Consider the following 12367-nt stretch of genomic DNA (forward strand, 5'->3'; position numbering starts at 1 on the left):
CATTGCCTCGGTTTATTTTCAATACAAAAAAATTCGATTTTGACCGTTTTGACTACATTTTTCTCCCTGTTACAGAACCACCAACTCATCACTGGAAAAGGTCAACCTCTTAAGTCCGCTCTCCGTAAGGTAAAAGGTATTTTCTATACCTACCGCACCCTCCCCCGGGAACACTACTTTAGGCTCGAAAGCGAAGGCCATTCCCGGCTCTAAGCGCTCATGGTCGAACCCCTTGGCGATGAAGGGATACTCGTCGATCTCGATCCCCACCCCGTGACCGATGAAAGACACCTGGGAGCCGGCGGTCCCCATGAAGTGGTCACCGTAACCGAGACTTACCGCAAGGGAGAGACACTCACGGTAAATCTCCCCCCAGGACGGCCGCTCCTCGGCCAGCACCATCATCCGCTCCTGGATCTTCAGCATGTCGCCGTACGCCTTCCGCAACCGGTCGGAGAGCGGCCCCACCGAGAAAATCCGGGTCTGGTCCACGAGATAGCCGTCGAAGCAACTGCCAAGGTCCACCACCACCGGTTCGTTCCTGGCGATACGGTTATAGCCGGCCCCATGGCCGAACGCCGGGGTGAGCCCCATTCCCCCCAGCGGAGTATTGGTGAAGGCGGGGGCGGCGGAATCGGGACCACAAAGCACCTGCCCCATGCCGACCTCGCCGTTGAAGGCCCGCATCCTGATATAGCCCTGGTGCCCCTCGACGCGGGAAACCCGCTCCAGTTCGGCGGCGAGCTCCACCTCGGCCATCCCCTCGCGGATATATTCCTTGGCCCGCCGGTACACCTTGTCCGCCTGCATGGCGGCATCCTGCATGATGTGAATTTCCTCGTGGCTTTTCACCATCCGGACCCGGCGCACGCACGGTGTCGCGTCGGCAAAGACCGCATTGGGGTAGAGGGCCTGGAACTTCTGGTAGAGAAGGACGGGGAGGACGTCGAGCTCCAGCCCGATCCGGGATGGGAGCGGATGCCCGAGCCCGGCCACCAGCGGCGGGAGATCTTTGGGCGAAGAAAAAGGGATTACCTGGGCCAGGCCGCATTCCATGCGGGCCCGCAGGTAATCCCTTCGTACCAGGTAGACGGGGTCCCCGGCGGCGGGGACGTAGAGGATACCGGACTGGACGGTACCGGTGAAGTAGAAAAGGTCGGCGTTTTGTACCAGGAGACAGGCGTCGAGGCCGGTGGCGGCCATCTCGCGTTGCAGCATCCTGAAGCGGTATTCCAGCTCGTTCTTGGGCGTAAGCCTCATGCACTTCCTCCTGTACCCTTCCTCATGAGTTCATTGAGAGGAAAGGAACAGGAAAGATAGCGCAGGTCGCAGCCTTCGTCAACAGGCCGCCAGTTTGGCGGGTTCATCGGGGGGGACGGCGCCGTGGCGGTTTCGGCAACCGCCCTGCGCCGCGGCTGTTTTCATCAACCGGCGTGTGCCGCGGCAGGCTGTCCCTGGGGGGCATCCTCGTCGAGCTCGAGCTCCCGGATGGCCATCTCCCGCAGCTTGAACTTCTGGATCTTCCCGCTGGCGGTCATCGGATAGGAGTCGACGAAGCGGACGTACTTGGGGATCTTGTAGTTGGCGATCTTGCCGCGGCAGAACTCCTTGACCTCCTCCTCGGTCATGGCGACTCCGCCTTTGAGGATGACGGCAGCCATCACCTGCTCGCCCCACTTGCGGTCCGGAACGCCGTAGACCTGGACGTCGGAGATCTTCGGATGGGTGTAGAGGAACTCCTCGATCTCGCGCGGATAGATGTTCTCGCCGCCGCGGATGATCATGTTCTTGATGCGGCCGGTGATCTTGCAGTACCCGTTTTCGTCCATCACCGCCAGGTCCCCGGTGTGGAGCCAGCCGTCGGCGTCGATCGCCTTGGCGGTCTCCTCAGGCATCTTGTAGTACCCCTTCATGACCAGGTAGCCACGGGTGCAGAGCTCGCCCTGCTTGCCGGGGGGGAGCCCGGCGCCGGTCTCGATGTCGACGATCTTCAGCTCGACGTTGGGAAGCACCCGACCGACGGTCGATACCTTCAGCTCGAGCGGGTCCTCGGTGCGGGTCTGGGTGATGACCGGCGAGGACTCGGTCTGGCCGTAGGCGATGGTGATCTCGGAGGCATGCATGTCGCGGATCACCCGCCGCATGACCTCGATCGGGCAGTTGGAGCCGGCCATGATCCCGGTCCTGAGCGAGGTGAGGTCGAACGTGGGGAACTCGGGGTGCTCGAGCTCGGCGATGAACATGGTCGGAACCCCGTGTACCGCCGTGCAGCGCTCCTTCTCGATGGTCTGCAGCACCTTGAGGGGGTCGAAGATCTCCACCGGGACCATGGCGGTGCCGTGGGTCACGCAGGCCATGACGCCAAGCACGCAGCCGAAGCAGTGGAAGAAGGGAACCGGGATGCAGAGGCGGTCGTTCTCGGTGAACTTCATGCACTCACCGATGTTGAAGCCGTTATTGACCACGTTGTGATGGGTCAGCATGACCCCCTTGGGGAATCCGGTGGTCCCCGAGGTGTACTGCATGTTGATCACCTCGTACGGGTTGAGGGTCGCCTCGACGGCCGCCAGCTCCTCGTCGCTCACCTGGGCTCCGAGCTCCACGATCTGCTGGAAGGGAACCATCCCGGCCGGAGCCCCGCCCCCGAGGAAGACCACCCGCTTCAGGAAGGGAAGCCGCTCGCAGCAAAGCTCTCCCGGCGTACTCGCTGCCAGCTCGGGAACCACCGAGGCGAGGGTCTGGACGTAGTCGGTGTCCTTGAAGCTTTGCACCATGAAAAGGGTAGTGGAATCGGACTGTTTGAGGATGTACTCAAGTTCCGCCGACTTATAGCTGGTGTTGACGGTGACCAGGACGGCGCCGATCTTGGCGGTGGCGAACTGCAGCACCACCCACTCCGGGACGTTGTAGGCCCAGATGGAGAGATGGTCCCCCTTCTTGACCCCCAGCTTCAAAAGCCCCTTGGCGACCAGGCGGCAGTGCTCGTTGAACTTTTCATAGCTGTAGCGGAGACCGCGCTCGTGGTAAACCAGCGCATCGTGGTCCGGGAACTTGGCAGCGATGTGGTCCAGCAGGCCCCCTACGGTAAGCTCGATCTGTTCAGACATTGGCCCCTCCTGTTTAGCACCCTCAAAAAATTGTTTAAAATATTTAACTCATTGAAATAAAAGGCGTTTATCTCTAACACAGCGCCCATACCATGTCAAGGCAAATGAGAAATTGTTTGCGATCGTATACGACTCCTCCGCAACTCCCCTTTTTCATTTGTTTCTTGTCAAGGCATCGTTAATTTATATAATGGTGCAGACCCGACGAGAGGGTCCGGTTCCTGTCACGGGGCGATGGCGCCGCATCACCCAGAGATAACGGCAGTGCCGGAATCCTTTACATGGTCCCGCTCATGAAGGGAGCGTCCACCCCCTATTCAGGCGAAATCGTTGGTTTTTCGTCGTTTTTACCGGCCGCTGATTTGTGCCTCATTTTTAGGCAATTCGCTAATGACACCGATTCGAAACAGTTTTTTCGGAAGATTCACACGTTTTCCACAGCGCTTTCCACAACTGCTGTGGACCGCTGGGGATCGTCCCTCCATTCACGATGAACTTCCAACGTTTACCCTGCTTCCCGCCCCGGGAACGCCGCCTACACAGGACTAAAGCCCCATGCAAACCGTACTGGTAATCGAGGATGAGACCGACCTCGCCGAACTGATCGCCTTCCACCTGGAGCAGGAAGGGTACCGGCCGGTGGTCTGCGCCGACGGAGTCTCCGGACTCCAGGAAGCCCGCCACCAGAAGCCCGACCTGATCCTGCTCGACCTGATGCTCCCCGGGATGATGGGGACCGAAGTCTGCCGCCTGCTCAAGGGGTCCGAGGAGACCAGGAGAATCCCGGTCATCATGCTGACCGCCAAGGGAGAGGAGATCGACCGGGTGGTGGGATTCGAGATGGGAGCCGACGACTACGTGGTGAAGCCGTTCTCCACGAGGGAGCTGATGCTCCGGGTGCGGGCGGTATTAAGAAGGGGGGGCGACCAGGGGGAAACGGAGAAAGCCCTGATTATCGGCGAGCTGGCCATCGACACCGAGCGGCATACCGTGACGGTAGCGGGCGAGCCGGTCGTCCTCACCTCCACCGAATACAAGCTCCTGATCAACCTCGCCCAGCGGCTGGGGCGGGTCCAAAGCCGCGAGGTGCTCCTGCAAAGCGTCTGGGGATACAACTATTTCGGCGACACCCGCACGGTCGATACCCACGTCACCCGTCTGCGGACCAAGCTGGGGAGCGCCGGAGACCTCATCAAGACCGTGCGCGGCTTCGGCTACAAGATGGAGCTGCCATGAAAGCAAGCTTCCGCTGGAAATTAATGGCCTCCTACCTCCTCCTGGTGCTGGTGCTCGGTGGCGGGCTCTACGGCTATCTCTCCTACGAAGAAGAGAACGCCATCATCACCTCGACCCGCGAACAGCTCTTCGACCAGCTGAGGGTCGCCACCCTGATGGCCTCCAAGGAGATCCACGATCTCAAGCAGGATGCCCCCGTCCTGACCGACACCCTCTCCAAGGCGGTGCGGGCCCGGGTCACCGTCATCGACCCCGGCGGCACGGTAGTAGCCGATTCCGAGGTCTCAGGGGGCGAGCTTCCCACCCTCGAAAACCACAACGGCCGCCCGGAGGTGATCCAGGGGCGCAAAAACGGGGTGGGCTCATCGGTCCGCTACTCGGCAACCCTGCACATGGATATGATGTACGTTGCCGCCCCCTTCGGCGCCGGGAACATGGTCAGGCTTGCCCTTCCCCTGGCGGAACTGAAGCAGGCCCAGCTGAAGCTCCAGAGGAGCCTGGGGGCGGCCATGGCGGTGGCGGTCATCGTCTCGCTGCTCCTCTCCTACCTCCTTTCCAACGTCAACACCCGCAACCTCCGGATGCTGGCGGCCCGGGCCTCCCGGATCGGCCGGGGCGAGTTCGCAGGGCGCATTCCCATTACCAGCGACGACGAACTGGGGAGACTCGCCCAGGTCATCAACGAGATGACCGACCGCATCGAGCAGCAGCTGGCCAGGATTTCCACCGAAAAGAACCAGCTCGACGCCATCCTCAAGGGGATGGGCGAAGGGGTCATCGTGACCGACCAGCACGGGACCGTCACCCTGGTGAATCCCGCCTTTTGCAGCATGCTGGGAACCGGCACCGAGGTAGTCGGAAGACAGCTCGTGGAGATCTCGCGCCACCCCGACCTCCACGAGGCCTGCCGCGAGGTGCTTACCCACCAGCACGAAAAGCACCAGGAGATCGCCCTTGCCGAAGGGAGGGTCACCATGGTGCACTGGGTTCCCCTCAACTATGGTGAGGAGCTGCGGGGGACGGTGGCGGTCTTTCACGACATCAGCGCGCTCAAGAGGGCCGAGAAGATCCGCCGGGACTTCGTGGCCAACGTCTCCCATGAGCTGCGCACCCCCGTCACCGTCATCAAGGGATACGCAGAGACCCTCCTGAACGGGACGGTGAGCGAGGACGCCGAGCGGCGCGACCGCTTCCTGGGGATCATTTACAACCACGCCGACCGCCTCACCGTGCTGGTACGGGACCTGTTGGCGCTTTCCGAGCTCGAATCGGGGGAGGTGAATCTGCAGCCCCAGACCGTACAGCTGGAAGGGGCGATCAGGAACGCCCTCTTGCTGGTGGAGCAGCGGGGCGAGGAGAAGGGGGTAACCCTGGAGTTCGCCGGAGTCTCGGGCACCGGATCGGTGACGGTCGATCGCGGCAGGCTCGACCAGGTGCTGATCAATCTCCTCGACAACGCCATCAAGTACAGCAGCACCGGGGACAAGGTCGCCGTCAGCGCCGCCGACGAGGGGAAGATGGTGCGGGTCTCGGTGAAGGACGAGGGGATCGGCATTCCCGCCAAGGATCTTCCCCGCCTCTTCGAGCGCTTCTACCGGGTCGACGCCGCCCGCAGCCGCGACTGCGGCGGGACCGGCCTTGGGCTGTCCATCGTGAAACACATCGTGCAGGCCCACGGAGGGAGCGTCTCGGTCGAGAGCACCCCCGGGGCCGGTTCCACCTTCTCCTTTACGCTCCCCAAACCGGGCGCCAAGCTGTAAGGGCTTATTTCCAGGCGGGGGCGCCAAGCCCCCTCGCCTTCCTCCACCTGCTGCCTGCCCCTACCGGGCAGCCGTTTCCTACTCGCCTTCCCCACGCCGCCCTCAGCGCCCTCAACTCAGATCAGCGACTTCAGGGACCTCAGCGACCTCAGCGACCTCAGCGACCTCAACTTTCCGGCCTTTGCCCCCCGCATCCTCTCCCTTTCAAAAACTCCATCTAAAAACTACACATCCTTAACCGTCCTGTAACAATCCACCTCCATGATGCAGCCGTCGAAGTAAGAGGCCGCCCAATGGCGCCTGAGAGTGAAGTTACATTCCCCGCGCCCTCCTAAGGAGGCCGGAAACAGGCATATCAACGAAAATTCACCACGTCGACACAATCTTATTCCAACCGTAACACGGCTGTAACAAACCCCCGGCATTCTTACCGGGAACTGACGATGATCAAAGGAGAGGATGAATGCTGAACAGGATCCGCAAAAGTGTCATGGCCCTCGCCGCAGTGGCCGCCTTCACCGCAGCAACCGCTGCCCATGCCGAAACCCTCATCAACGGCGCCGGTGCCACCTTCCCCTACCCCATTTACTCCAAGTGGTTCTCCGAGTACGCCAAGATCGACCCGAGCGTGAAGTTCAACTACCAGTCGATCGGCTCCGGCGGCGGTATCAAGCAGATCACCGCCCAGACCGTCGACTTCGGCGCCAGCGACAAGTTCCTCTCCGATGAAGAACTGAAAGCCGCCCCCGGCAAACTCATCCACATCCCGACCGTGATGGGCGCCGTGGTGGTCACCTACAACCTTCCCGGCGTCGGCAAGGGGCTGAAACTTACCCCGGATGCCCTGGCCGGTATCTACGAAGGTAAGATCACCAGCTGGAACGCGCCGCAGATCGCCAGGGACAACGCGGGCATCAGGCTCCCCGCCAAGCCGATCATCGTCGTCCACCGCACCGACGGCAGCGGCACCACCGCCATCTTCACCGACTACCTCTCCAGCGTGAGCGGCGAGTGGGCCAAGAAGGTTGGCAAAGGCACCTCCGTCAGGTGGCCGGTCGGCCTGGGCGGCAAGGGTAACGAAGGTGTTGCCGGACAGATCAAGACCACCCCGTACTCCATCGGCTACGTCGAGCTCGCCTACGCCTTCGAAAACAAGCTTCCGTACGCCTCCCTGAAGAACAGGTCCGGCAACTTCGTTGAGCCCTCCATCGCTTCCACCACCGCTGCCGCAGCCGGTGCCGCCAAGTCGATGCCGGCCGACTACCGGATCTCGCTGGTCAACCAGCCGGGCAAGAATGCCTACCCGATCTCCGGCTTCACCTGGCTGCTGGTCTACCAGGACCAGAGGGACAAGAACAAGGGTAAGAAACTGGTGGAATTCCTGAACTGGGAGCTCAAGCGCGGCCAGAAGATGGCGAGCCAGCTCCTCTACGCCCCGCTGCCGGCCAACGTGGTCAGGATGGTGGAGAAGACCATCAAGAGCATCAGGTAATAGCAGGATAGCCTTACCATCCCCTGGCGGCGGCACGGCCCACCAAGGCCTCCGCCGCCAGAGTTTTGAAACAGACAACTTTCACGTGCGGATTCCGTCAGCTGGCGGCAATCCCTCCCCTCGAGAAACCGTATGCCTCCAGCCAACGCATCAACCATGACCGCTCCGCACCCGGAGACCACCGTGCAAGCATCCACCAAACCGAAACCGATCGCGCAGGAAAAGAAGCTGAGCGGCGACCTCATCTTCCGGTGGGTGACCACCATCTTCGCCATGAGCATCCTCGCGATCCTGGCCCTGATGCTGACCGAAATGGCCCTGCAGAGCATCCCCGCCATCAAGCAGTTCGGCCTCAAGTTCGTCACCGCCAGCGAGTGGGATGCCGTCAACGGGAACTTCGGCGCCCTCCCCTACCTCTACGGATCGGTGGTCTCCTCGGTGCTGGCGCTGGCCCTCGCCACCCCGCTGAGCATCGGGGCCGCCCTCTTCATCACCGAGATCTGCCCCAGGGGGTGGGGATCGATGATAGCCCCCCTGGTGGAGCTGCTCGCCGCCATCCCCTCGGTCATCTACGGTCTGTGGGGGGTGCTGGTCATGGCCCCCTGGCTGCAGTCCACGGTGGAGCCGTTCCTGATCGACCATTTCGGCGCCCTCCCCTTCTTCCAGGGGGCCCCCTACGGCGTCAGCATGCTGGCCGCGGTCTTCATCCTGATGATCATGGTGGTGCCGATCATCACCTCCATCACCAAGGAGGTGCTTATGGCGGTACCGCAGAGCCAGAAGGAAGCCGCCATCGCCCTGGGCGCCACCCGCTGGGAGATGATCAGGATCGCCATCCTCCCCTACGGCAGGTCCGGCATCCTCGGGGCCGCCATCCTCGGCCTGGGACGTGCGGTCGGCGAGACGATGGCCGTCACCATGGTGATCGGCAACGCACCGCAGATCTCGCTGTCGCTGCTCTCTCCGGCCTATACCATGCCGAGCGTGATCGCCAACGAGTTCGCCGAGGCTAGTTCGAAGCTGCACAGCGCGGCGCTGATGGAGATCGGCCTGATCCTCCTTTTGGTCACCCTGATCATCAACGCCATGGCGAGGCTTTTGATCTGGAGCGTCTCCAGGGGGAGCTCGGGAGGGAGGATCTAAATGAACCCGGTACTTTTCCGCAAATTCAAGAACCACCTGATGACGTTTCTGATGGTGGCCGCCACCGCCGCCGTGCTGGTCCCGCTGGGAATGATCTTCTTCCACATCGTCAAGATGGGGATCAGTTCGGTCAACCTGGGCTTCTTCACGGAGATCCCCAAGCCTCCCGGTGAAGCGGGGGGCGGGATGGCCAACGGCCTGGCCGGCTCCTTCGTGATGATCCTCATGGCCTCGCTGATCGGGATCCCGATCGGCATCTTCGGCGCCATCTACCTCACCGAGTACGGCGGGAGCAAGATGTCCACCACGGTACGCTTCGCGGCCGACGTGCTGTCGGGGACCCCGTCCATCATCACCGGCCTGGTGGCCTACTCGCTGCTGGTCGTCCCGATGAAGGGATTCTCGGCGCTGGCCGGATCGGTGGCTCTCGCGCTGATCATCGTCCCGATCGTGCTGAGGACCACCGAGGAGCAGCTGAAGATGGTCCCGGGTTCGCTGCGCGAGGCATCGCTGGCGCTGGGGGTTCCCTTCTGGCGGACCAGCCTCAAGGTCACCCTGCGAAGCGCCATGTCGGGGGTGACGACCGGGGTGCTTTTGGCCATCGCCAGGGTGGCGGGAGAAACCGCCCCGCTCCTCTTCACGGCGCTCGGTAACCAGTTCTGGAACAAGGACGTGACCAAGCCGATGGCGGCCCTGCCGCTGCAGATTTTCAACTTCGCGATCTCCCCCTACGACGACTGGCACCGGCTGGCCTGGGCGGGAGCCTTGGTCCTGGTGACGATCATGTTCACCCTGAGCCTCACCGCCCGCTACTTCGGAAGAGGCAGACAGCGCGTCTAACGGAACCGGCCCGGCAACCGGCCCGGCCGATGCAAGCTACCGGTACCACACGGTACCCGGACAACGACAAGAAAAGGCGACATCATGTATTACAGCGCAGCGAATCTTAAAGTGACCGATCCCGCCCCTGCCCTCAAGGTGCAGCTGGAGGATGTCAACATCTACTTCGGCAAGACCCACGCCGTGAAGAACATCAACATGGAGTACCCGGAGAACAGCGTCACCGCCATCATCGGCCCCTCCGGCTGCGGGAAATCGACCCTGCTCCGCTCCATGAACAGGATGCACGACTTGGTCCCCTCGGCCCGGGTCACCGGGAAGATCCTGCTCGACAACAGCGACATCTACCAAAAGGGTGTCGACCCGGTCTCGCTCCGGAGAAAGATCGGGATGGTCTTCCAGAAGCCGAACCCCTTCCCCACCATGTCGATCTACGACAACGTGATCGCCGGCTACAAGCTCAACGGCCGGATGAACCGGGCCGAGGCGGACGAGGTGGTCGAGACCAGCCTGAAGAGGGTCGCCCTCTGGGACGAGGTCAAGGACCGGCTGAAGACCAACGCGATGAACCTCTCCGGCGGCCAGCAGCAGCGGCTTTGCATCGCCCGCACCATCGCGGTCAAGCCGGAAGTCATCCTGATGGACGAGCCCGCCTCCGCACTGGACCCGATCTCTACCATGAAGATCGAGGAACTGATCGAGGAGCTCAAGGAGCGCTACACGATCATCATCGTCACTCATAACATGCAGCAGGCCGCCAGGGTATCCGACTACACTGCGTTCCTCTACATGGGGGACCTGATCGAGTTCGGGGAGACCAAGAAGATCTTCACCACTCCGGAACAGAAGCAGACCGAAGACTACATCACCGGGCGTTTCGGCTAATAGAACCGGAACGTTGACCGTACCGGCACCGACAAATAGAGAAGTTCTGGAGAAGTTATGGAAAGAGAGCATTTCAGCAAGCAGTTCGACAACGAGCTGAACGAGATACGGGAAAAACTGCTGGTGATGGGGGGCAAGGTCGAGGCGATGATCGCCAACGCCATGCAGGCCCTGGTCGATCGCGATACCGAGCTGGCACAAAGGACCATCGTCTTCGACCACGAGATCAACACCCTGGAGATGGAGATCGACGAGAAGTGCCTGCAGGTGCTGGCCCGCCGTCAGCCCGCCGCCCGCGACCTCCGCTTCATCACCCTGGCCCTCAAGATCGTCACCGACCTCGAGCGGATCGGGGACCAGTGCGCCAACATCGCCAAACGGGTGAAGGAGCTCAACTCCGAGCCGAACCTGAAGCCGTACATCGACCTCCCCCGCATGGCGGCGGCGGCCTCCACCATGGTCAAGGAGGCGCTCGATGCCTTCGTACGGGGGGACGTGGAATTGGCCATCAAGGTCTGCCAGGACGACCAGGTGGTGGACGATCTGAACGAACAGATCCAGCGGGAGCTTTTGACCTTCATGATAGGCGACCCGACCACCATCGCCCGCGCGATCAAGGTCAACTACATCTCGAAATGCCTGGAGAGGATCGCCGACCACGCGACCAACGTGGCCGAGATGGTGATCTTCATGGTCAAGGGAAAGGACATCCGCCACACCATCGCCTAACCCCGGCTCCCCCCTTCCACAAAGGATCTTCCAAGGTTCGGGGGAAACGAAGCCCCCCCTTTGACAAGGGGGACGTTCAAAAACAAAAGGGCCCACCGAAGAGGTGTGCCCTTTTTGCGTTGTTCAGGTGAGACGCGGGAAGGCGAATCGGCAACTACTGGCCGACCACCCTCCCCTTAACGACCGGGAATTCCTTATGACAACCGCCGCAGCAAACCTGCCCCGCGGCAGTGGTTTTCCAGGGGGTTAAATTGCGGGAATCACACCACTCACAGTACCATACATAAAAATCACTCATTGCCATCGTCTTCATTTCTCATTCTCCTTTTATTTGTTCGAAGTAACAATAGCAGCTACATGTTACCGTACTGTGTCGGGAAGACAACGGCAGTGTGAAGATTTTCTAGAAATCCACCATATCTGCCCTTTGACAAGGAGGCGAGTTGCTTCATCATTTCCCTATCAATGCGGTACATGTCACAGGAGGAACCATGCGAGCAACTTTGGGATTCGACGTCTATGGCACACTCATCGATACGGAAGGTGTAGTACACAAGCTTGAGGGAATGGTGGCCGATCCGCGGGAATTCTCACGCAGATGGAGAGAGAAGCAGCTGGAGTACTCTTTCAGGCGCGGCCTCATGCAAAATTATGAGAGTTTTGCCGTCTGCACCAGGGACGCTTTGAGCTATACCAGCCTGGCACTAGGTGCGCCATTGACCAACCAGCAGAAGGTTGACCTGCTGGAAACCTACCGCACCATTCCCGCTTTTCCGGATGTTCGGGAAGCACTGGCCGGTCTGCAGGAAAAAGGATACCGGATCTTCGCGTTCTCGAACGGGACTGCCGAAGCGGTGGAAAAGCTGCTGGAGACGGCGAGGATACGTGATCTCTTCATGGGGGTGGTGAGCGTGGACGATCTGAGGTCGTTCAAGCCGAATCCTGCGGTGTACAGCCATTTCCTCAGGCAATCCGGGGCAGGCGGTAGCGCGTGGCTCGTCTCGGGGAACCCTTTCGACGTGATAGGCGCGGTATCGGCGGGAATGAGGGCGGCGTGGCTGAAGCGCTCGGAGGGGGCGGTTTTCGATCCCTGGGGAATCGAACCGACGGTGACGGTCCGCTCCCTCGGAGAACTGGAGACCGCCATCGCCGAGGTCGAGAACCGGTAAAGGAAA

General features: G+C 61.2%; 10 protein-coding genes. 8 read left to right on the forward strand and 2 right to left on the reverse strand.

What is annotated here, in order from left to right:
- Positions 1-69 precede the first annotated feature (69 nt).
- Together L4X63_RS08350 and L4X63_RS08355 are read right to left on the reverse strand one after the other, a co-directional pair.
- A complete protein-coding gene (locus tag L4X63_RS08350; protein ID WP_250678153.1) occupies positions 70-1260 on the reverse strand; it encodes a M24 family metallopeptidase in 1191 nt (396 codons plus the stop codon).
- 164 nt (positions 1261-1424) lie between these two features.
- The gene (locus tag L4X63_RS08355; protein WP_250678154.1) at positions 1425-3107 is read right to left on the reverse strand and encodes an AMP-binding protein; all 1683 of its coding nucleotides are present in this window, start codon (positions 3105-3107) and stop codon (positions 1425-1427) included.
- 555 nt (positions 3108-3662) lie between these two features.
- Between L4X63_RS08355 and L4X63_RS08360 the strand changes: the two genes are divergently transcribed.
- The 8 genes from L4X63_RS08360 to L4X63_RS08395 all read left to right on the forward strand — a co-directional run bounded on the left by L4X63_RS08360 (position 3663) and on the right by L4X63_RS08395 (position 12361).
- Positions 3663-4343 (forward strand): response regulator, encoded by a 681-nt coding sequence (locus L4X63_RS08360; RefSeq protein ID WP_250678155.1) that lies wholly within the window; start codon positions 3663-3665, stop codon positions 4341-4343.
- On the forward strand, positions 4340-6103 hold the full coding sequence (pnpS, locus tag L4X63_RS08365) for a two-component system histidine kinase PnpS (RefSeq protein ID WP_250678156.1): 1764 nt from the start codon (positions 4340-4342) through the stop codon (positions 6101-6103). The genes L4X63_RS08360 and pnpS overlap by 4 nt, the downstream gene beginning before the upstream one ends.
- A gap of 463 nt (positions 6104-6566) precedes the next feature.
- On the forward strand, positions 6567-7595 hold the full coding sequence (pstS, locus tag L4X63_RS08370; RefSeq protein ID WP_250678157.1) for a phosphate ABC transporter substrate-binding protein PstS: 1029 nt from the start codon (positions 6567-6569) through the stop codon (positions 7593-7595).
- A gap of 132 nt (positions 7596-7727) precedes the next feature.
- Positions 7728-8738, forward strand: a complete 1011-nt coding sequence (gene pstC, locus L4X63_RS08375; protein WP_250678158.1) for a phosphate ABC transporter permease subunit PstC — start codon at positions 7728-7730, stop codon at positions 8736-8738.
- Positions 8739-9578 (forward strand): phosphate ABC transporter permease PstA, encoded by an 840-nt coding sequence (pstA, locus tag L4X63_RS08380; RefSeq protein WP_250678159.1) that lies wholly within the window; start codon positions 8739-8741, stop codon positions 9576-9578.
- Between the two features lie 84 nt (positions 9579-9662).
- The gene (gene pstB, locus L4X63_RS08385) at positions 9663-10463 is read left to right on the forward strand and encodes a phosphate ABC transporter ATP-binding protein PstB (protein ID WP_250678160.1); all 801 of its coding nucleotides are present in this window, start codon (positions 9663-9665) and stop codon (positions 10461-10463) included.
- A gap of 57 nt (positions 10464-10520) precedes the next feature.
- Positions 10521-11192, forward strand: coding sequence for a phosphate signaling complex protein PhoU (gene phoU / locus L4X63_RS08390; RefSeq protein ID WP_250678161.1), 672 nt, complete (start codon positions 10521-10523; stop codon positions 11190-11192).
- Positions 11193-11683: 491 nt separating this feature from the next.
- Positions 11684-12361: a haloacid dehalogenase type II gene (locus L4X63_RS08395; RefSeq protein ID WP_250678162.1), complete on the forward strand. Its 678-nt coding sequence runs from the start codon at positions 11684-11686 to the stop codon at positions 12359-12361.
- Positions 12362-12367: the final 6 nt, after the last annotated feature.

The organism is Geomonas sp. Red32 (assembly GCF_023652955.1).
In the GTDB taxonomy this organism is placed as follows: Bacteria; Desulfobacterota; Desulfuromonadia; order Geobacterales; family Geobacteraceae; genus Geomonas.